This window comes from Micromonospora sp. WMMD1120, from assembly GCF_029626235.1.
In the GTDB taxonomy this organism is placed as follows: Bacteria; Actinomycetota; Actinomycetes; order Mycobacteriales; family Micromonosporaceae; genus Micromonospora.
This window is the reverse complement of the sequence record NZ_JARUBO010000005.1, coordinates 6,769,368-6,790,396: the sequence shown is the minus strand read 5'-3', so window position 1 is coordinate 6,790,396 and position 21,029 is coordinate 6,769,368. Positions and strand designations below refer to the sequence as shown.

Below are 21,029 nucleotides of genomic sequence, written 5' to 3'. Positions count from 1 at the left end.
GAACTCAGCCGCGTGCCGCCCAGTCGCCGAGGGCCCAGTCGCGGACCTCGGGCATGTCCTCGAGGTGTTCCACCACGTACGTCTCGTGGCGGTCGAGCTGACTCTGGCACCACGCCTTGAGGTCCGCTGCGCCGCGGGGGAGGCGCTTGGCGTTGTTGATGGCGTCCATCACGAGGTGGTACCGCGACGCCCTGTTGCGCACCGTCATATCGAACGGGGTGGTGGTCGTGCCCTGCTCGATGAAGCCGCGGACGCGGAACCGGTCCACATCGGGGCGGCCGTGCACGAGCTGGTGGATCGCGCCGGGGTAGCCGTGGAAGGAGAACACCACGTCGACGGTGTCGGTGAACAGTTCGGTGAACAAGGTCTCGTTCATGCCGTGTGGGTGGTCCTTGGGCCGGACCAGGGTCATCAAGTCGACCACGTTGACCACACGGACCTTGAAGCCGGGCAGCCGGTCGCGCAGGATCTGTGCCGCCGCGACCGTCTCCATGGTGACGACGTCGCCGGCGCAGGCGAGGACGATGTCGGGGTCGCTGGTGCCGTCGTCGGTGCCGGCCCAGTCCCAGACACCCGCGCCACGGGCGCAGTGCTCGATCGCCTCGTCCATGGAGAGGTACTGCAGCTGCGGCTGCTTGTCGATCACGATCAGGTTGATGTACGACCGCGACCGGAAGCAGTGGTCGGCCACCGACAGCAGGGTGTTGGCGTCCGGCGGCAGGTAGACCCGGGCGACGTCGCCGCGTTGGGTCAGCACCACCTGGATCAGGCCCGGCCCCTGGTGGGAGAAGCCGTTGTGGTCGTTGCGCCACGCCGTCGAGGTGAGCAGCACGTTGAGGCTGGGCACCTTCTCGCGCCACGGCAGGTGCTTGGCCTCCTGCAACCACTTGCCGTGCTGCACTGTCTGCGAGGCGCTGACCATGGCGAACGCCTCGTAGGTGGCGAACATGCCGTGCCGGCCGGTCAGGTTGTAGCCCTCCAGCCAGCCGTGGCAGTTGTGCTCGCTGAGCACCTCCATGACCCGGCCGTCGCGGCTGATCGCCACATCCTCTGGCGTCACCCGCTCCATGAAGGCGCGGTCGGAGACCTCGAAGACGGAACCAAGCCGGTTGCTGTTGGTCTCGTCCGGGCAGAACAACCGGAACCGGTCGGCGTTGCGGCTGTAGATGTCGCGCATCATCTCGCCCAGCTTGCGTGTCGACTCGGTCCGCTGCCGCGCGGGCCGGGACACGTCGACCGCGTAGGTACGGAAGTCCGGCAGGTCCAGATCCCGGGTCAGCACGCCGCCGTTGGCATGCGGGCTGGCGCTCATCCGTAGGTCACCGTCGGGAGCCTGGTCCCGGATCAACGCCACGGGCGAGCCGGCGGAATCGAACAGCTCCTCCGGACGGTACGACGTGAGCCAGCGCTCGAGGAGCGCGAGGTGTTCCGGGTTGTCTTTGACGCCGGACAGCGGAACCTGGTGTGACCGCCATGTCCCGGTGACGGTGATCCCGTCGACGGAGTCCGGCCCGGTCCAGCCCTTCGGCGACCGCAGGACGATCAGCGGCCAGACCGGGCGGGTGCCGTCCCAGGAACCGTCACGGGCGGCGTTCTGGATGTCGCGGATCGTCGTCCAGGCAGTGGCCAGGGCGGCGGCGAAGCGGTGGTGCATGCCGGGCAGGTCGGCGCCCTCGACCTCGATGACGTCGTAGCCGTGGCCGCGCAGCAGGGCGCGTACCTCCTCGGGTTCCTTGCGCCCCAGCACGGTGGGACCAGAGATCTTGGCGTCGTTGAGGTGCAGGATCGGCAGAACAGCGCCGTCGCGCTCGGGGTTGAGGAAGGACACGCCCTTCCAGGAGCCCTCGAGGGGCCCGGTCTCGGCCTCACCGTCGCCCACCACCGCGATGGCTAGCAGGTCCGGGTTGTCCATGACCGCGCCGAACGCGTGGACCAGGACGTAGCCCAGCTCGCCGCCTTCGTGGATGGAGCCGGGGGTGGTCACCGACACGTGCGACGGAATCCCACCCGGGCTGGAGAACTGCCGGAACAGACGCAGCATCCCGGCCTCATCCTGGCTGACGTCCGGGTAGACCTCGCTGTAGGTGCCTTCCAGGTAGCCGGCGGCCACCAGCGCCGGACCGCCGTGACCCGGACCGGCAAGGTAGATCGCCTGCTGCCCGGTGTGCCGGATCAGCCGGGAGACGTGCGCGTAGATCAGCGACAGACCGGGGCTGGTGCCCCAGTGACCGAGCAGGCGTGGCTTGATGTGCTCAGCCGACAGGGGCTCGCGCAGCAGCGGGTTGCCCTGCAGATAGATCTGCCCGATGGTCAGGTAGTTGTTCGCCCGCCACCACGCGTCCAGACGGGCGAGTTCGATGTCGTCGAGTTCGGCGAGCGTACGGGATTCGGAAACGACCGCGGTCACGTGGTTCCTTTCACAGATCTCGGCTTGTCGGACTCACGGTAGGCCCAGCCGAGGCCGGCCACCCAGGGCCGGAAGCCGTCCGTGGAAGGACTTCCGGCCCCCGACTCCGGGACCTCAGGGCCCCGCCGGTGTGATCAGGAATACCGGGTACTCCGCAGCTATCGGAGCGAACTGTGCGATTGGAGATCGTCGACCGATCGGGAAGTGCGGCCGGGCACCCGGCGCCTTGGCGAGATATTCGCGCAGGATCGGCGCTCGTTGCGCCACGTCGACCTCGACCAGCCGGACCGGCTCGCGCCGGCCACGGCGCAGGGTGGCCGCACCGCCGGCGGCCCGGACATTGGCCACCCAGTTGGCCCGCCACCCGAGCATCGAGACCAGGTAGCGCTGCCCGTCATGAATGACCATCACCAACGGGAAGGCCACCGTCCGCCCACTCCTGCGGCCGAGCACTTCCAGGGTCACCCAGGTCGACGGCGCCAGGAATCCGCTGCTGTGCTGGGCGGCGGCGATCCGGTTGAGTACCCGCGCCAGGCGACCGGGGCGGCCGCCCGGGTACATCCAGCGGCGCCATGCACGTGAAAAGATCACTGGTCGTTCCTCTTCAGTACCTCGGAGAGCGGCCGGCGCGGTGTCACCGCGGCCTGCGGTCCGTACCCGATCCGGATGATCATCTGCGCCCAACGGCCGGCCGCGGTGTCGGTGAGCAGTTCGCGGATCGCCGGAACCTCGACCGGTTGGCTGATGGGGGTGGTGGCCAGCCTCAGCCGGGTGGCCGCCAGCAGGACGTGCTGAAGCGCCTGACCGGCGCGGACCCAGTCGTGCGGGCCGTCACCGAGCGTCGCGAGCACGGCGATGGTCGGGTGCGCCTCGAAGAACTCACTGGTCCGCCGGGGTTGCGGGTGGACGAGGCCGAAGTCTCGGATCGGCATCCGTTCGAGGGCGTCCCACGGTCCGATGGTGGCGGCCGGGATGCCGTCGTGGCGGCCCGGCGCGGGCCTCGTCCAGTGGCTCAGCTCGGCCCGGTAGCGGCCGCTCGCGCGTAGCCGGCGCTCGGCCTGGTGCCCGAGCCCCAGGATGGCGTTGCGGGCGGCCGGGCCGGCGACCGTGAGTGCCGCCCCCTGGTCCGCAGCGGCCATGGTCAGCTCCTCGATCGCGTTGGCAGAGACCGCCGAGTCGGCGAACGGCCACCGATTGGTGTGCCGCCGGGCGATCGCTTCGGCCAACGTCGTCACGGTTTCCGGCGGTGGGGCTTCTCGATCGAGCAGCACCCGGGCCACCAGGTCGGGCGAGTCCGGCTCCGGGAAGAGGACGTGCGTCGTGCGCCAACCCTCTGCTCGCAGAGCCAGCCGCAGGGTGAACAGGGCCGCACCGACACTGATCAGGAGTTCTCGACCGGACGGGTCCAGCGCGTCGAGTCGGCGGCTGTGGTCCGCGTACACCCGCACTTCCCGGCCGGTGATCCGGAAACGCCACGGCTGGCTGTTGTGCAGCGAAGGGGCGAGTGTCGCCGCCGCCACGCACCGGGCCAGCACGTTCATGACGCGCCTTCCGCGCTCTGCTTGATACCGAGCAACATCCGGCGCTCCGTGATCAGGCTGCCCGGCTCGCCCGCTGTGGCTCCCCACGTGAGCTACCGGCCGGGCCGTTGGAGCGCTGTTCCCTTCATGGCCTCTCCCTTCTGCGCGAAGCGGCACGTTCCGGCCTGCTCAGCCGGCGCTCGTCGGTCCGTAGTACGCGGCGCGCATCAGCTCCTGCATGTCGGCGAGCATCGGCATCCGGGGATTCGCGGGCGCGCACTGGTCCTCGTACGCGATGAGCGCCTGCTGCGGCAGCGCCGTGAGGAAGGCCCGCTCGTCCACGCCGACAGCCGCGAACGAGGGTTCGATACCGACCTCGTCCCGCAGCTTCTCGATCGCCGTCGCCAGAGCTTCGACCGCTTCGGCGTCCGTCGCCGCGGGCAGCCCGAGGGTGCGGGCGATGTCGGCGAAGCGTTGCGGCGCCCGGTAGCTCTCGTATCTGGGCCAGCCGGTGAGTTTGCTCGGCACGGCCCCGTTGTAGCGGATGACATGTGGGAGCAGGATCGCGTTGGTGCGCCCGTGTGCGACGTGGAAGGTGGCGCCCAGGGTGTGCGACATGGCGTGCACGATGCCGAGGAAGGCGCTGCCGAACGCCATTCCGGCGATCGTCCCGGCATTGTGCATCTTCTCGCGGGCCTGCGGGTCCGCAGCGCCGTGCTGCACCGCGCGGGCGAGGTTGCCGAAGATGAGCCGGATGGCGTGCAGGGCCAGGCCGTCGGTGAAGTCGCTGGCGTAGACGGACACGTAGGACTCGACCGCGTGGGTGAGCGCGTCGAAGCCGCTGTCCGCGGTGACCACCGCCGGCAGGTCGGCGGCCAGCACCGGGTCGACGATCGCCACGCTCGGCGTGAGGGCGTAGTCGGCGAGCGGGTACTTCTTGCCCGACGTGGTGTCGGTGATGACGGCGAACGGGGTGACCTCGGCGCCGGTGCCGGAGGTGGTCGGGATACACACGAGTTGGGCCAGGGCGCCGAGGGTGGGGAACTTGAACGCGCGTTTGCGGATGTCGAAGAACTTCTCCCGCAGATCGGCAAAGACGACCTCGGGGTGCTCGTAACGCAGCCACATCACCTTGGCGGCATCCATCGCCGAACCCCCGCCGAGGGCGATGATGGTGTCCGGCCGGAACGACCGCATCAACTCGGCGCCACGGTCGACAGTGCGGACGCTGGGCTCCGGCTCGACGTCGTCGATGATCTGTAGCGCCACCTGTTCGCGGCGGCGGTGCAGCACGGACAGCACGCGGTCCACGTACCCCAGCTTGGTCATGGTGTGATCGGTGACCACCGTGACCCGGTGCACGTCGGACATGTCGGCGAGGTAACGGATCGCGTTCGGCTCGAAGTAGATCTTCGGTGGAACCTTGAACCACTGCAGATTGTTCGTACGCCGGGCGACCCGCTTGATGTTGATCAGATCGACCGCTGTGACGTTGTGCGACACCGAGTTGTGGCCGTAGCTTCCACAGCCCAGCGTCAGCGACGGTAGGAAGGCGTTGTACATGTCGCCGATGCCGCCCTGCGACGCTGGTGCGTTCCAGATGATCCGGACGGCCTTGACCCGGCGACCGTACGCTTCGGCCAGATCGGCGTCCCGCGTGTGGATGACGGCGCTGTGGCCCAGTCCGTCGAACTCGACCATCTGCTCGGCGTACGCGAAGGCCTGGTCGTGACCGGTGGCCGGCAGCAGGGCGAGCACCGGGCAGAGCTTCTCCCTGGTCAGCGGCTCGGCCGGGCCGACCCGGTCGACCGGGGCCAGGATGATCGAGGTGTCCGGGGCGACCGCGAAACCGGCGTGTTCGGCGATCCAGGTCGCCGACTGCCCGACCACGTCCGGGTTGAGTTCTCCGAGGCCGAAGAGCAGCGTCTCCAGCAGCGACTTCTCCTCCGGCGTCGCGACGTGGGCGTGCAGTCGCCGGAACTCGGCGAGGACGGCGGGCTGGATCGCGTCGTCGATGATGACGGCCTGCTCGGAGGCGCAGATCATGCCGTTGTCGAACGACTTGGACAGCACCACGTCGTTGACCGCGCGGGCCACGTCGGCCGAAGCCTCGAGGTACGCCGGGACGTTGCCGGCGCCGACGCCGAGCGCCGGTTTGCCGGTGGAGTAGGCGGCCCGGACCATGGCGTTGCCGCCGGTCGCCAGGACCACCGAGACACCGGGATGCTGCATCAACTCGTTCGTCGCGGCCACCGACGGCTTCTCGATCCACTGGACGCAGTGCGCCGGCGCGCCGGCGGCGACGGCGGCGTCACGGACCGTGCGGGCGGCCTCCTGGCTGCAACGTTGCGCCGCCGGGTGGAAGGCGAAGATCACCGGGTTGCGGGTCTTGAGGGCCAACAGCGCCTTGAAGATGGTGGTCGAGGTCGGGTTGGTCACCGGCGTCACCGCGGCCACCACCCCGACCGGCTCGGCGATCTGGGTGAGCCCCGCGATGTCGTCCTGGGCGATGACCCCGACGGTACGGATGTCGGCCATGTGGTTGGTGACGTGTTCGCAGGCGAAGATGTTCTTCACCGCCTTGTCCTCGAACACGCCGCGGCCGGTCTCCTCGACCGCCAGCATCGCCAGCGCGGCGTGCCGGCCAAGCGCGGCCACCGACGCCTTCTTCACGATCTCGTCGACCTGTTTCTGGTCGTAGGAGTCGTAGTCGGCCAACGCCTTGAGACCGTTCGCGACCAAGGTCTCGATCATGCTTCCGCCCTCCGTCGATCCGTCCCCTCGAACGTAGGTCTCCGTCGATCTACGGCGGCACGGCCGGTGGTCCCGCGAGCACGGGACCACCGGCCCGCGCGCGTACCGGTGGGCCCGTTCGGTTCGTTCACCGCCGTGGTTCAGGCCTGCGGGATTTCCCGGACCACCGCCACCGTGCATGGCGACCGGTGCAGCAGGTGCTGGCTGACCGAGCCCAGCAGCATCCCGCGGAGCGCACCGCGCCCGCGGCTGCCGACCACCACCAGTTGCGCTCCGGCGGCCGCCTCGGTGAGCGCGTCGGCCGGGTGCTCGGCCAGGTATGTCGCTGTCGCCCGCACGTCCGGGTACTTCTGCCGCCATTCGGCCAGTAGCTCGCGGACGGCGTCGCTCTGCTCCTGGATGATCTGCTCCGCCACGCTGGGGCGTTCCTCGACCAGGCCGGCGGCGAAGGTGCCGCCGCGGATGACCCGCAGCGGGACGCCGCGTCCGGCGGCCTGCTCGATGGCGAACTCGAGCGCGAGCCGGGCGCAGTCGGAGTCGTCCACACCGACCACCACAGGGGCATCCGGCGCGGGCACGCCGCGTACCACGACGACCGGGCAGTGGGCGTGGGCGCTGACCGCCACGGTCAGCGACCCCAGCGCGGCGATCGCGTGGTGGCCACGGCTGCCCAGCACGATGGTGCTCGCCTCGGCGGACCGGTCGATCAGGGTCAGCGCGGCGGGTGCGTGCACGACGGAGATCGTGGTGTGCACGCCTGGGTGGCTCAGCTTCGCCGCGCTCACCACATCCTCAAGGCCGCCGCGGAGCAAACGCTCCACTTCGCCCTCCGGCCAGACATCCGCCGCCGGGATCATCGACGCCCCGGGCGCCCAGGTGGGCCATTCCCAGGCGTAGAAGAACTCGACCGGGGCGCCGGTGCGGGCGGCTTCGTCCAGCGCCCAGGACGCCGCGGACCTAGCCTCGGTCGACTGGTCGTAACCGACGATGATTTTCTTGGTGGTCATGACGTGACTCCTTTCTCGGTACGGCCAGCCGCTTCATCCCGCGCAGCACGGCGGGGCGCGTGGGTGACCACCCGCCGGGTCACCGAGCCCGGCCACAAGCTGGCATACCCGCCGTGCCTGCGGCTGCCGAACACCATCAGTGCTGTGGTCGCGCGACCTCGAGCATCCGGCTGCATGCCGTGCTGTCGGTGCGCGGCGGTCTTCGTGGCCCTCGTGGCGGGCTCCTCTCACGTCCTGTTTCATCCTCGGATTGCCTACGCCCACGGGGTAGAGCGTGAGGTCCCGTCACCGCAGGCCCTCCGGCCCTCTGCCGGCCTAGCTGGTGCAGGACCAACCGGCCCCGTGTGAGCCGGCTGCACAGGTGCGGCCCGACGTCGCGGTGCTCGACGCCCGGCTGCCGGACGGCAACGGCATCGACGTGTACCGCGACGTGCGGTTTGTCGATTCGGGGGTGGCGGACCCATCTAACGGCGGTTTGCCTGGCTGACAAAGGCTGGGAGCCCACCCAGACCTTTCGAATCATGGCCTCAGGTTGATCGGGGACAATGAGCGGCAGAAGCATCTACCGGAAGGGGTGCCCCGGCGTGCGCATCATGATCGCGGATGATGACACGGCCATCCGCGAGTCGCTGGAGCGGGTTCTCCAGGTCGAGGGTTACGAGACCAGCACCGTCGCCAACGGTCTCGCCGTGCTCGACGGGGTCGGTGGGGTCGGCGGTGACACGCTGGATCTGCTGATCCTCGACGTGATGATGCCCCGCCTCGGCGGGTTGGAGACCTGCCGGCGGTTGCGGGCGGCGGGTCGGGATCTGCCGGTGCTGATGCTGACCGCCCGTGACCAGGTCTCGGACCGGGTCGCGGGGCTGGACGCGGGTGCCGACGACTACCTGCCCAAGCCGTTCGCCACCGAGGAGTTGCTGGCCCGGGTGCGGGCCCTGCTGCGTCGGCGTGCGCCGGCCGGCGAGGAGTCGCCGGTCCTGTCGTACGCCGACGTCCGGATCGATCTTGACAGGTTCGAGGCGTGGCGGGGCGGGCGGCCGCTGCGCCTGACCCGGACCGAGTTCTCTCTCCTGGAGGTCCTCGTGCGCAACGCGACCCGGGTGTTGACCCGCGACGCGCTGTTCGAGGCGATCTGGGGCTTCGACATGAGCGCCACCGCCAACAACCTCCAGGTGTACGTGAGCTACCTGCGCCGCAAGATGGAGGCCGAGGGTGAGCCGCGATTGATCTACACGCTGCGCGGCCTGGGATACACGTTGCGGGAAACTCCTCCGTGAGCAGGCCCGCCGGCCGGGAACCGCGCCGGCTGACCCGATGGTGGCGCCGGCGGTCACTGCGGACCAGGCTGACCGTGATCGCGGCGACGGCCATCGCCGTCAGCGTGTTCATGGCCTTCCAGGTGGCCAGCGAGCTGCTGGACTGGCAGTTGCGGGACACCGCCGAGGACCAGCTGCGCGCCGACTCCCGCGTCCTGGCGGCGAACGCCGAGCGCGCCGCTCTGGCGCAGGTCCAGCTACCGCCGTATCCCGGGTCCGGTCGACTGGTGCGGGTCATCCTGCCCGACGGCTCGACCCGGACGCCGGCCGGCCAACCCGCGCTGCCCCCGGTCAGCGAGCAGGCCGGGCGCGTCGCGCAGGGCGGCTCGGTCGACCTGATGGAGTCGAACGGCATCGACGAGGACGGCTACCTCATCTACACGCTCCGGGCGGGCGACGGCGCGGTTCAGGTGGCCAGCGTCGCCGACGACAGCCCGATCAACCAGTTCGGGTTCGGCATGCTGCTGATCGGGCTGCTCTGCGTGGTCGGCGGCGCCCTTGTCGGGCGGACCGTGGCGCGGACCGGGCTGGCACCGATCGACCGACTGACCGCCGCCGCGGTGCATGTCGCGCACACCCGGGATCTCGACGGCCGCATCCCGGATGAGGGCGGTGGGGAGATCCGTCGGCTGATCCAGTCGATCAACGACATGCTCGCCGCGCTGCGGGACTCCCGGCAGGCCCAGCGGCTGCTTGCCGAGGACGCCGCCCACGAGCTCAAGACCCCGCTCACCAGCCTGCGCCTCAACGTCGAGCTGCTGCTGCGGCTCGATCGGCGCGGCACCCTGGACAGCGCACTGCCGGCGGAGAGCCGGACCCGGCTGCTCAACGACCTCGGCGCCCAGGTAGCCGAGTTGAGCACCCTCGCCGCCGAGCTGACCGACCTGGCGCGCGGTGACGTCAGCGACGAAGACACCGAGCTGCTCGACCTCGCCGACGTGGTGGTGGCCGCCGCGACCCGGGCGCGTTCCCGGGTGCCCGACATCGAGGTCGCGCTCGACGTCACCTCCGTGTGGGTGAGCGGCCGTCCCGCTGCGCTCCAACGGGCGGTGCTCAACCTCATCGACAACGCCGGCAAGTGGTCCCCCGCGGACCAACCGGTCCAGGTCCGGCTCCGCGCCGAGGGCGCGTCGGCGGTGCTTGAGGTCGACGACGCCGGACCGGGCATCGACGCCGCCGACGTACCGCGGGTGTTCGACAGGTTCTACCGTGCCGACAGCGCCCGGGCGTTGCCAGGATCCGGTCTCGGGCTGTCGATCGTCCAGCGGGTCGTCGACGCCCACGGCGGCCGGGCCACCGTCGCCCGCTCCGGACGCGGTGGCGCGCTGCTTCGGGTCGACCTTCCGGCTGCGGCCCCGCCCGGTCGAATCACCTGGCCCACCGCAGGGTCATGAAACGATCCGGGACGGGCCAGCGGCTCCGTCCCGGATCTCGCTCGTGCCGCCGCGCTCACCGTTGCAGCGCGGGCTCCTCGTCGTCGGCGGGCGACTGTCGCCCGTCCGGCGGCTCCACCGGTCGGGACAGTCGGCTCGGCCACCACATCCGCCGGCCGATCAGCAGGGTGAGGGCGGGCACCAGGACCGACCGCACCAGCAGGGCGTCGAGCAGCACGCCGAAGGCGACCAGGAACCCGACCTCGATCAGCATCACCAGCGGAAGTGAGACGAGGACCGCGAACGTGGCGGCCAGGACCAGGCCCGCCGAGGTGATGACGCCACCGGTGGCGGAGAGGGCTTTGCGCATGCCGTCTCTGGTGCCGAGACGTACGGCCTCCTCCCGGGCACGACTGGCCAGGAAGATGTTGTAGTCGACGCCGAGCGCCACCAGGAACAGGAATGCCAGCAGCGGCACCGAATAGTCGATCCCCTCGAACCCGAGGATCGTGTCGAAGACGAACACGCTACCGCCGAATGCCGCGGCGAATGACACGACCACGGTGGCCATCAGGACCAGCGGGGCCACTATCGCGCGCAGCAGCAGCCCGAGCACGATCAGGACGACGGCGAGCACCAGCGGGATCACCAGCTTCTCGTCGCGGCTGGTGGTCACCTCGGTGTCGAGGTTCTCCGCACTCGGCCCGCCGACGATCGCCTCCGCCCCGCTCACCGCGTGCACGGCGGTGCGTACCCGCTTGATCGTGTCGTACTCCGCGACGGTGTCCGGCGCGTCCGTCGGGAACACGGAGATGTCGGCCCAGCCACCGCTGGTTTGACCCGGGATGGACATGGCCACACCGCGGGTGTCCGTGGCGACGTCGAGCACCCGCTCCTGGTACGCCGGCCGCACGAAGATCGTCATCGGCTGGCCGCCGAGCTCCGGGAAGTGTTGGCGGAGAACGGTGAAGCCGGTGACCGACTCCGGCGCGGACAGGAACTGGTCCTGCTCCCGCAGGGGGCCGGTATTGCCCGCCAGCCCGAGGGCGAGCACGCCGAGGACTCCGAGCGAGCCGAGCGTCGCCACCCACCTGCGGCGGTTGATGGCGGCGCCGAGCCGCCCCCACAGCCCCGGCTTCTCCTCCACGCTCGTGCTGAACCGCGGGACGGCCGGCCAGAAGATCCGCCTGCCGAGCACCACGAGCACCGCCGGGAACAGCGTCAGCATGGCCACCAGCGAGCACAGAATGCCGGCCGCACCGATCGGGCCCAGCCCGCTGGTGCTGTTCAGGTCCGCGACGAGCAGGCAGAGCAGGCCGGCGACCACGGTGGCCGCGGAGGCGACGATCGCCGGCGCCGCGCCGCGCAACGCGTGGACCATCGCAACCCGGACGTTCTCGTGGTGGTGCAGTGCCTCCCGATACCGAGCGATGAGCAACAGCGCGTAGTCCGTGCCGACGCCGAATACCAGGATCGTCAGCAGCGCCGAGTTCTGGTCGTTGACCACGATGCCGAAGCCTCTGACGAGCAGGTAGACGGTCGCCATCGCCATCAGTGCCGCCGCGCTCACGACCACCAGCGGGATGAACCACAACACCGGGCTGCGGTAGGTGAGGATGAGCAGGAGCGTGACGACGATGACCGTGGTGAGGAAGACCTGCAGGTCGATGCCGTCGAAGACGGCGTCCATGTCGCCGTCGATCGCGGCCGGGCCGGTCACGTCGAGCTCCAGGCCGGCGGGGCGGTCCTCCACGGCGTCCCGCAACGGGCCGACGATGGCCTCCGGTGCGCCGTAGGTCGTGCTCACGTCGAGGGTGAACATCATCGCCCTGCCGTTGGTGGAGAGTCTCGTCGGCGGGCCCTCGTCGTCCTCGCCGGCCGGGGCCGCCACCTTCGGCGGGTACCGCCTGGTAAGGGTGTCGTGGTGGCGCTCGACAGTCGCGCGGTCGGCCTCGGTCATGCCGCCGGCGCGGTGGTACACGAAGACGAACGTGTTGTCCTCACCGCCGGGGAGACTGTCCTCCAGCACCGCCACCCTGGTGGATTCGGCACCGGCCGGCAGCGTGTCCACGGCTCTGTCGGTGGTGACCGAGCTCAGCTTTCCGCTCAACGGCACCATGACCGTCGCCAGCGCCACCCACAGGCCGATCACCAACCACGGCACCCACCGGCCTGCCAACCGACCGGCCGGCGCTTCCCCGGGCGGCGCTGTGTCGACTGCCATCACTAGCCTCCTACGAACGGGTCACACCACTTGTCTGGATGCCGACCTTCGTACCGAGCGAATCTGAGACGACTGTTAGAAGGGCGCTCAGGCCGGTTGGCCACCGGCGCGGGTTCGTCGTCGGGCGGCTCAGCCAGCCTCGGTCGTCGACGCAACAGAGAGAGAAACCATGACCGCCTACGTGATCGCGCATCTGCGTGACCCGGAGCAGCTTCACCCGCAGGTGCTGGAGTACATGGAGCGGGTCCAGGCGACGATGGACCCGTTCTCCGGTCGCTTCGTCGTGCACGGCGGGCCGGTCGACGTCCGCGAGGGTAGCTGGCCCGGGAGCGTCGTGATGCTCGAGTTCCCGTCGGTGCGGAACGCGCGTGAGTGGTACGAGTCGGCGGCCTACCAGGCGATCCTGCCGCTGCGGGCAAACCACCTGGAGGGCGAGGTGATCATCGTCGAGGGCGTCGGGCTCGACCACTACTCGGCCGCGATGGCCGCCGAACTGCGCAACGCTCCCGCGTAGCTCAGCCGGTGACGTCGTCGTCGAAGCCGAAGGCGGGCCTCGCGTAGGCATCGTGCACGTCGCGGTCCGGCCATGTGCCCACCTCGGGTTGTCCTCGGTCGGCGGTGCGGGCAGCTACTCGTACGGGTCCTTGGGAGCGGTCACCTGCCGCCAGGATTCGACGTCGATGTAGGGGATCTCTTCGTCGTTGACGGGATCACGGGTGACGCGGTCGGTGTAGCGGCCGGTGACCTGGATCCAGGTGTCGTCCGCCAGGCCGGTGGGTGCGTTGCCGGCCATGCCGAGTTTGACGGGTCGGCCGTCGGCGGCGCAGCAGGACAGGATCATGCGGGCGAGGATCGGTTGTCCGTCGGGTCCGGGGGTGATGAAGCCGGTGAGCTGGATCCGGCGGTCGCCGATCGACTGACCCTTGTCGAACAGCGCTCGGGCGGCGTAGTCGAAGACGGTGGTCGTGACCGGATCACCGGCGGGCAGGGGAGGGTAGTCGTCGTCGTAGTCCTGCTGAGCGGTCAGTGCGGTGCCCGCCTGGCCGGCGGCGTACGAGCCGAGGGCGGGTGGAGTCACCAGCAGTAGCCCGAGAGCGGGTAGCAGGAGCAGCCAGGCAACTCGCGGTTCGCGGTGGGTGTGCTCGTCGTGGTGATCTTCGGGCACGTCGGCTCGGGGACGTAGGTCGTACCAGAGGGTCATCACCGCGGCGGCGATCAGCAGCAGGCTGGCGGCGATGAGGAACGGGCGCAGCCCTTCCTTGACGTAGCGCAGGTAGAGGTCGGTGACGCTGGCGTGCAGGACCGCCGCACCGAAGAAGATCATGATGCAGGCCTGGGCCATCCGGTTCACAGCAGCACCATCCCGGTGGTGACGGCGACCGCGACGGCGACCGTGAAGGTGGCCGGCGCGAATCGGGCGGCGAAGCGTCGGCCGAAGATGCCGGCCTGCATGGAGATGAGTTTCAGGTCGACCATCGGGCCGACCACCAGGAAGGCCAGTCGGGCGGTGAGGGAGAACTGTGACAGTGACGCGGCGACGAACGCGTCCGCCTCGGAGCAGATGGACAGCAGGACGGCGAGCGCGGCCAGGGCGAGCACGGAGAGCACCGGCTGGTCGGCGAGGGTCTGCAGCCACTGTTCGGGGACGACGACGTTGATGGTGGCGGCGGCCATCGCGCCGATGACGAGGAACCCGCCGGCGTGGGCCACGTCGTGCCGTACGGCGGACCAGAACGCTTCCCCGCGTCGGAGCCCGTCCAGGTCGGGTCGGTGCGGGAGTCGGATCCAGTCGGTGCGGCCCAGGCGTAGCCAGAGCCAGCCCATGACCATGGCGACGACGAGGCTGGCGACAGCGCGGGCGAGGACCATCTCGGGATTGTTGGGGAAGGCCACAGCGGTGGCGGCGAGGACGATCGGGTTGATCGCCGGCGCCGCGAGCAGGAACGCCAGCGCCGCCGCCGGCGTGACGCCGCGGCGGATCAGAGAGCCTGCGATCGGTACGGCCCCGCACTCGCACCCGGGCAGGATCACCCCGGCGGCGCTGGCGACCGGGACGGCGAGGGCCGGGTGCTTCGGCAGGGCCCGAGCCCAGAAGGAGCGGGGTACGAACACCGCGATGGCGGCGGACAGCAGCACACCGAAGACGAGGAATGGCACGGCCTGCACCATCACGGAGACGAACACCGTCGTCCAGGTCGCCAGCGAGGGCGCGGACAGCAGCCTCGCCAGGGGGTCGCGCAGGAAGATGAGCAGCACGAGTACGGCGGCGAGGACCTCGACCGAACCGATCCGGCCGGCGAAGAGGGAAGGGGGTGGGTGGCCATGGTCATGCGGAGCAGTGGTGGTGCCTGGCCGCGTGCCGTCTGTGTCGACGGGCGCGTCGGGGGCTGTGCTGGTGCTCGACGAGGTGGTGGGCTCGGATGCGGCCACGCCGCCCCCTTCTCTCTGCTCAGGGCATGTGGATGGGGCGTCAGCTTGGTCGCCTACCCGTACTGGCGTTGGTGTAGAGCGGCGTGCGTGCCCTGACCTCTGGCTTGCTCACAACCATCGACAGCGATCTGAGTGTATCGGGCGCGGTGTGGCCGCGTCCCCAACCTCACGGGTCAGTACAGCCAATCGCCTGCGGCAGAAGTTCTTGACCAGCGCAATTGCCGCCTCCTGCCCAGCCCGGCTCCTGCTTGCACCGCGCGACGGCCCCGGCTATCCGGCAGACCTCGCCGACCTGCTGGGCACGAGCAGGCAGAACGTGTCCAACCACCTGGCCTGTCTGCGCGGCTGCGGCCTGGTCGTCGCCGTGCCCGAGGGCCGACGGTCGCGCTACGAATTCGCCGACGCGCGCCTCTCGCACGCCTTGGGGGATCTCCTCGATCTCGTCCTCGCGGTCGACCCGGCCGCCTGCCCGAGCACCGAGGCCGAGGGCTGCCGCTGATGAGCCCGCCACGCATCCCGCTGACCGCGACGCCGTCGCCGCCTCGACGGGCGGTGCTGATCCGCCGGGTGCGGCTGTTCGTGGCCGCGACCATCACCTACGCTGGGTCAGTTCGGCGCGGCGTCCGCCGCCCAGGCGCCGAGCTGGAATCGACGTGGTGATCGCGGGTCACCCATCGGTGGCGGCTGCCTGACCGACCAGGCTACGAGCCTCGTCCCGAGGCAGGCCAGTCGCGCGGAGCAGGTCGCTGGCGACGGCGCGAAGCTGGGATGCCACGATAGCTCCGGAGAAGCCGAGGCCCTGCCGATAGGCGCGGCCTGCCTCGCGTACCGACTCGAGGGCACGTTCCCTGGCTTTCACCGGTTCCCGGGTTGCCAGGAATTCGCGGTGCAGCAGGCGGACGGCCTCCCCGAAGTGCTCGACCCCGGCGGGCAGGTCCGCGGGTACCGGCTCTCCGTCCCGGAGCGTGGTGTTGATCCGGCGGACCATGCCGCGGCTGTTGCGGAACGCCCGTTCCATGTGCTCGATACCATCCCGGTAGGCGTCCAGCGCGCGGCGCCGCCGCCATCGTAGTGGCGAGAGCCGCACCACCTCGTCCGCCGCCGTCACGACCTCGAGTAGTTGATCGAGTGTTGCTTCGGCTTCGCGCATCCGGTCCAGCACCGCTTCGGCCTCGGCGGCGTCGCCGCTGGCGAGGGCGCCGGCCGCGGCGGTCATCTCGTCGGCGAAGCGGTCCAGGGCGGGGTCGGCGATCCGGCGGACCGCCCGCAATGGGTTGAGCGGTGCCAGCACCAGCACCACGAAGAGGCCGACCACGCCACCGACCAGCGCGTTCAGCGTCCGTGGCAGTTCGACGTTCGGCGCGGTGGGGGTGAGCGTGGCGACCAGTGCCCCGGTGACACCGGCCTGAACCAGCAACGCGCCGCTGCCGCGAACCGCTGCCGCCGCGGAGACGGCCAAGAAGACGATCAGTCCCGTCTGTAGCGGCCCGGTATCGAGCAGGGCGATGAGCAGATCGCCGATGACAAGGCCGAGTACCACCCCGCCGATCAGTTCGACCGCACGGCGGAAGCGGTTGCCCATCGCGGCGGCTATCACGCCGACCGCGGCGGCCGGCGCGAAGGTCGGCTGCGAGTTGTCGAGCAACTGCCGCGCCACCACCCAGGACAGGGTCGCGGCCAACCCTGCCTGCGCCGCCACCAGGAGGTTGTCACGCACCCGATGCCAAGCTCCTCGGCCGTTGTCCCGGATCAGGCCACCCAGCCGTTTCACCAGCTTCACCCCCTCCGTCTCCGGCAGCTCGTCCTCTTCGCGGGTTCGGCCAACGGGGCTGGCGTGAAGCGCAGGTTGCCCGACCGGTTGACAAACGACGGCGGCAATTCCTCGCCCCCTTTCGTCGTCGTTGGGCGTCCGCGGCTTACCCGGCGGCGCGGCGGGCAGTCGCCGCCGGTATGGGCTGTGGAACCAGCTCATGCTCGGTGCGCTCACCGAACGGTGACGTTTCCAACCGCCACGTCCGGGTATCCCCGCCTGCCCGCTCAGGGCAGGCGGGACCGTCACCGCCGTCGACGGTGGGAGGGACGGATGGCGGCCTACGGGTTCCACGCCTCGCACGAGCAGTTCCCGCCCAGCGCGCTGCTGCGTCTCGTCTCAGAGGCCGAGCAGGTCGGATTCACCCGTGCCATGTGTTCGGACCACTTCGCGCCGTTCGGGGTCGAGCAGGGCCACTCGGGGTTCGCCTGGTCCTGGTTGGGTGCCGCGCTGGACCGTACCGGCCTGCCGTGCGGGGTGGTGAACGCGCCCGGTCAGCGGTACCACCCCGCCATCGTCGCCCAGGCTGCCGCCACCCTGTCCGAGATGTTCCCCGGGCGCTTCTGGCTCGCGCTGGGCAGCGGGCAGGCCCTCAACGAACACATCACCGGGCAGCCGTGGCCGACGAAGACGGAGCGAAACGCCCGGCTACGCGAGTGCGTTGACGTCATCCGGGCGCTGTTCGCCGGCGAGTGCGTCACCCACCGGGGGCGGGTCACCGTGGATCGGGCGGTGCTCTGGTCCCGGCCCGAGCACCCGCCGCCGCTGTTCGCGGCCGCTGTCACCGAGGCCACCGCCCGCTGGGCGGCCTCCTGGGCGGACGGGCTGATCACCATCAACCAGGGCGTCGGGCAGGTACGGCGCGTGGTCGAGGCGTACCGCGACGGCGGCGGGGGCGGCCGGCTGGTTCTGCAGGTGCACCTGTCCTGGGCGGACGACGAGGCGACCGCCCTGCGGGTCGCGCACGAGCAGTGGCGCAGCGCCATCCTCGGTAGCGATCTCGGCTGGGAACTGGCCACGCCGGCGGAGTTCGCCGAGGCAACCGCCTACGTCCGCCCGGAGGACATGCGGGCGCACGTGTTGGTCTCCGCCGACCCGAGCCGCCACGCGCAGTGGCTACGGGAGTACGCCGACCTGGGGTTCGACGAGATCCACCTGCACCATGTGGGGCGCGACCAAGACCGGTTCCTGGAGGTCTTCGGCGCTCGCGTCCTGCCGGAGCTGGCATGAGCTTCCCGCCGATCGACGCGTACGCGTTCCTCTCCGACACCCACACCACCGCGCTGGTCGCACCGGACGGCGCGGTCGAGTGGCTGTGCGTGCCCGACGCGGAGGGCGACGCCGTCCTCGCCCGCCTGCTGGACCGCGACGTCGGTGGCTGCTTCACGTTGACGGTGTCCGGCGCTCCCGGGCCCGCTCGGCGTTATCTGCCCGGCACCCTGGTGTTGGAGAGCCGCTGGGACTGCCCGGACGGCACCGCGGTCGGTCTCGACTGTCTCGCGGTCGACGCGGGATCACCGGAGCAGCCGGTCCGGGCAGACCGCGTCCTGGTGCGGCTGGTCACGGCGCGGCGCGGCTGCGTACAGGTGCACGCGCGCCTGGAGGCCCGCCCGGAGTTCGGCGCCCAGACGGTTTCCTGGCGGCGCGTCGGTTCGGTCTGGCAGGCGGACGGCACGCCGCTGCGGTTCGCCACCGACCTACCCGTCACCGAGGACGGTGGGGCGCTCGTGGTCCGCGGGCGGGTGCCGGCCGGTTCGACGGTGGCGCTGCTGCTGTCCTACGGGGCCGATGTGACCAGCGCGGACGCGGGCGGACTGGTCGAGCGGACGTGCCGGACCTGGCGGGACTGGGCGTCGCGTAGCGACTACAGCGGATTCGCCGCTGACGCCGTGCGGCACAGCGCCCTGGTGTTGCGCGGCCTGTCGCACGACGCGACCGGCGCCCTGCTCGCCGCGGCGACGACGTCGCTGCCGGAGGAACGCGGCGGGGTACGCAACTGGAACTACCGCTACACCTGGCACCGCGACGCGGCGCTCTTGCTGCTCGCCCTCTTCCGGCTCGGCCATGCCGAGGAGGGCCGCCGCTACATGCACTTCCTGCTCAGTCTGTGCACCCAACAGGACCTCCTCGCTCCGCTGACCGGCATCCGGGGGCACACCACCGCCGAGGGGGAACTGCCCCACCTGACCGGATACGCCAACTCGACGCCGGTACGCGTGGGCAACAAGGCGGCCGAGCAGATCCAGTTCGACACCTACGGTCATATTCTCGATGCCGCGTTGGCCTATCACGAGCTCACCGGGGAGTTGACTGGACAACAGTGGCAGCTGCTCCGCAGGCACGTGGACACGATGGCTGACCGGTGGCGGGAGCCCGACCACGGTGTGTGGGAGATCCGCGGCCCGCGCCGGCACTACGTCAACTCCAAGGTCATGATCTGGGTCTGCCTCGACCGGGGCATTCAACTCGCCGAGCTCGTTAACGACCAGCGGGCGCCGGTCGACGACTGGCGGGCCGCCCGCGACGAATTGCGCGCCGAGATCCTGGACCGCGGCTACGACGAAGGCGTCGGCAGCTTCGTTCTGGCCTACGGCACCACCGACCTGGACGCCTCGCTGCTGCGAATTCCGCTGGTCGGTTTCCTGCCCGGCGACGACCCTCGGGTGGTCGGCACCATCGAGCGGATCCGGCGGGGTCTCTCCATCGGGCCCGCGCTGATCCGCCGCTACACCGCCGACGACGGCCTGCCGGGTGAGGAGGGAGCGTTCCTGCTGTGCTCCTTCGAACTCGTCTCCGCTCTCGTCCTCGCCGGTCGGCACGACGACGCCCGCCGGTTGTTCGACCAACTGCTGGTGTCCTGCGGACCGCTCGGCCTGTACGCCGAACAGCTCGCCGCCGACGGCACCGCCCTGGGCAACTATCCCCAGGCGTTCACCCACCTCGCCCTGATCGAGGCCGCCCTCAACCTTGACGCCGGCCAGACCCGCGACGCCCTGCACGCCTGGGCCGCGAACGACCGGGGGCCGCCGCGGGAGAGTTGAGTCCACCATGCCGAAGCACACAGCCGGGACGGGCCGACCCCGGAGTCCGTGGCAGGCCCTGCCCTGGCTACTGCGGGTCGCCGCCCTGTACGGCCTGTGCCTGCTGGTGCTGGCCGCCACCGCGTACCTGGTCGGCCGGCTCCTGCTCGCCGTCGCTCCGCTCTCCCTCGCCGTGGCCGTCGAACTCCTGCTCGCCGCACTGCTCCACCCGGTCAGCCGGCTGCTGCGGCGACTCCGGCTACCGAACACGCTGGCCGCCCTGGGCGGGGTACTCGCCCTGCTGGGCGTGCTCGCGCTCACCGGCGTGCTCGTGACCAACCAGATCGTCAACCAGTTCGACGACCTCGGCGAGACACTGTCGAGCGGCCTGGCCGAGATCCGGGAAGCCATCGTCAACGGTCCACTGCCGGTGGGCGACGAGCAACTCGGGGCCGCCGCCGAGGCCGCGCAGCGGCGACTCACCCAGGCTTCGGGGGACGTCGATCCCGCCGCCACCGTGTCGGCCACCCTCGAGGCGGTGGGCGCGGCGCTGCTGGCCCTCGTCCTGCTCTTCTTCCTGCTCCGCGATGGACCCCGGATGTGGGATTGGCTGCTCCGGCTCTTCCCCGACCGGCTGCGCGCCCCGATCGACGAGGCGGGCCGGGCCGGCTGGTGGGCGGTCAGCCGCTACATCGGCGGCCAGGTGGTCGTCGCGGCGGTCGACGCCGTCGGTATCGGCATCGCCCTGCTGGTGATCGGTGTGCCCTTGGTCCTGCCCCTGGCGCTGCTGACCTTCCTCGGCGGATTCGTGCCGATCGTCGGTGCCACCGCCGCCGGCGCCGCCGCCGCGCTGGTCGCCCTCGTCACCGAGGGGCCCGCGGACGCTCTGCTCGTCGTCGCCGCCGTCATCGTCGTCCAACAACTCGAAGGCAACCTGCTGGAGCCGCTGATCGTCGGTCGAGCCCTCAAACCGCATCCCGCCCCGGTGCTTCTCGCCGTCACCGCCGGGACCTTGACCGCGGGTATCGCCGGAGCGGTCATCGCGGTTCCGATCCTGGCCGTGCTGCACCGGGCCGGCGCTGTCCTCCTGCGGCACCGGGCCGAACAGCGTGACACGTCCCCGCCGGCGCCCGACGACGGTCGACCACCCGACGGGCCATAGGGCTTC

The 21,029-nt window shown here is 70.6% G+C and carries 16 protein-coding genes and 2 pseudogenes; 9 read left to right on the top strand and 9 right to left on the bottom strand.

The window, feature by feature from the left end; all coding sequences use genetic code 11:
* Positions 1-4: 4 nt before the first annotated feature.
* The 5 genes from O7634_RS30335 to O7634_RS30315 all read right to left on the bottom strand — a co-directional run bounded on the left by O7634_RS30335 (position 5) and on the right by O7634_RS30315 (position 7,688).
* Entirely contained in the window at positions 5-2,407 is a 2,403-nt protein-coding gene (locus O7634_RS30335; protein ID WP_278153560.1) for a phosphoketolase family protein, read from the bottom strand.
* Between the two features lie 114 nt (positions 2,408-2,521).
* On the bottom strand, positions 2,522-2,998 hold the full coding sequence (locus O7634_RS30330) for a nitroreductase/quinone reductase family protein (RefSeq protein ID WP_278153559.1): 477 nt from the start codon (positions 2,996-2,998) through the stop codon (positions 2,522-2,524).
* Positions 2,995-3,948, bottom strand: coding sequence for a nitroreductase family protein (locus tag O7634_RS30325; protein WP_278153558.1), 954 nt, complete (start codon positions 3,946-3,948; stop codon positions 2,995-2,997). The genes O7634_RS30330 and O7634_RS30325 overlap by 4 nt, the downstream gene beginning before the upstream one ends.
* Positions 3,949-4,116: 168 nt before the next feature.
* Positions 4,117-6,681: a bifunctional acetaldehyde-CoA/alcohol dehydrogenase gene (adhE, locus tag O7634_RS30320; RefSeq protein WP_278153557.1), complete on the bottom strand. Its 2,565-nt coding sequence runs from the start codon at positions 6,679-6,681 to the stop codon at positions 4,117-4,119.
* Positions 6,682-6,821: 140 nt separating this feature from the next.
* Positions 6,822-7,688 carry a universal stress protein gene (locus tag O7634_RS30315; RefSeq protein ID WP_278153556.1) on the bottom strand — a complete coding sequence of 289 codons (867 nt, stop codon included), beginning with the start codon at positions 7,686-7,688 and terminating at the stop codon, positions 6,822-6,824.
* A gap of 361 nt (positions 7,689-8,049) precedes the next feature.
* Between O7634_RS30315 and O7634_RS30310 the strand changes: the two are divergent.
* The 3 genes and pseudogenes from O7634_RS30310 to O7634_RS30300 all read left to right on the top strand — a co-directional run.
* A pseudogene (locus O7634_RS30310) lies at positions 8,050-8,142 on the top strand (DNA-binding response regulator); the annotation flags it as partial.
* Positions 8,143-8,281: 139 nt separating this feature from the next.
* Entirely contained in the window at positions 8,282-8,965 is a 684-nt protein-coding gene (locus tag O7634_RS30305) for a response regulator transcription factor (protein ID WP_278154119.1), read from the top strand.
* Positions 8,962-10,398, top strand: a complete 1,437-nt coding sequence (locus O7634_RS30300; protein ID WP_278153555.1) for a HAMP domain-containing sensor histidine kinase — start codon at positions 8,962-8,964, stop codon at positions 10,396-10,398. Before O7634_RS30305 ends, O7634_RS30300 begins: the two co-directional genes overlap by 4 nt.
* 55 nt (positions 10,399-10,453) lie before the next feature.
* Here O7634_RS30300 and O7634_RS30295 read toward each other — a convergent pair whose 3' ends face one another.
* Positions 10,454-12,601 carry an MMPL family transporter gene (locus O7634_RS30295; RefSeq protein ID WP_278153554.1) on the bottom strand — a complete coding sequence of 716 codons (2,148 nt, stop codon included), beginning with the start codon at positions 12,599-12,601 and terminating at the stop codon, positions 10,454-10,456.
* A 169-nt stretch (positions 12,602-12,770) separates the two neighbouring features.
* Here O7634_RS30295 and O7634_RS30290 point away from each other — a divergent pair, with 169 nt between their 5' ends.
* Positions 12,771-13,115: a DUF1330 domain-containing protein gene (locus O7634_RS30290; protein WP_278153553.1), complete on the top strand. Its 345-nt coding sequence runs from the start codon at positions 12,771-12,773 to the stop codon at positions 13,113-13,115.
* A 114-nt stretch (positions 13,116-13,229) separates the two neighbouring features.
* Here the strand turns inward: O7634_RS30290 and O7634_RS30285 are convergent, their stop codons facing one another.
* Together O7634_RS30285 and O7634_RS30280 are read right to left on the bottom strand one after the other, a co-directional pair.
* A complete protein-coding gene (locus O7634_RS30285; protein WP_278153552.1) occupies positions 13,230-13,952 on the bottom strand; it encodes a TIGR03943 family protein in 723 nt (240 codons plus the stop codon).
* Positions 13,949-14,890 (bottom strand): permease, encoded by a 942-nt coding sequence (locus tag O7634_RS30280; RefSeq protein ID WP_278154118.1) that lies wholly within the window; start codon positions 14,888-14,890, stop codon positions 13,949-13,951. Before O7634_RS30280 ends, O7634_RS30285 begins: the two co-directional genes overlap by 4 nt.
* A 346-nt stretch (positions 14,891-15,236) precedes the next feature.
* Here O7634_RS30280 and O7634_RS30275 point away from each other — a divergent pair, with 346 nt between their 5' ends.
* On the top strand, positions 15,237-15,530 hold the full coding sequence (locus O7634_RS30275) for a helix-turn-helix domain-containing protein (protein ID WP_278153551.1): 294 nt from the start codon (positions 15,237-15,239) through the stop codon (positions 15,528-15,530).
* A pseudogene (locus O7634_RS30270) lies at positions 15,530-15,631 on the top strand (cation transporter); the annotation flags it as partial. The gene O7634_RS30275 and the pseudogene O7634_RS30270, both read left to right, overlap by 1 nt.
* A 67-nt stretch (positions 15,632-15,698) precedes the next feature.
* Here the strand turns inward: O7634_RS30270 and O7634_RS30265 are convergent.
* Positions 15,699-17,003, bottom strand: coding sequence for an FUSC family protein (locus tag O7634_RS30265; protein ID WP_278153550.1), 1,305 nt, complete (start codon positions 17,001-17,003; stop codon positions 15,699-15,701).
* Positions 17,004-17,114: 111 nt separating this feature from the next.
* On the opposite strand from O7634_RS30265, the gene O7634_RS30260 reads away from it, so the two are divergent.
* From O7634_RS30260 to O7634_RS30250, 3 genes are read left to right on the top strand one after another with little or no spacing between them, the layout of a single operon-like run.
* Positions 17,115-18,071 carry a TIGR03885 family FMN-dependent LLM class oxidoreductase gene (locus O7634_RS30260; RefSeq protein WP_278153549.1) on the top strand — a complete coding sequence of 319 codons (957 nt, stop codon included), beginning with the start codon at positions 17,115-17,117 and terminating at the stop codon, positions 18,069-18,071.
* Entirely contained in the window at positions 18,068-19,882 is a 1,815-nt protein-coding gene (locus O7634_RS30255; protein ID WP_278153548.1) for a glycoside hydrolase family 15 protein, read from the top strand. The genes O7634_RS30260 and O7634_RS30255 overlap by 4 nt, the downstream gene beginning before the upstream one ends.
* Positions 19,883-19,889: 7 nt before the next feature.
* Positions 19,890-21,023 carry an AI-2E family transporter gene (locus tag O7634_RS30250; protein ID WP_278153547.1) on the top strand — a complete coding sequence of 378 codons (1,134 nt, stop codon included), beginning with the start codon at positions 19,890-19,892 and terminating at the stop codon, positions 21,021-21,023.
* The last annotated feature ends 6 nt before the right edge of the window (positions 21,024-21,029 follow it).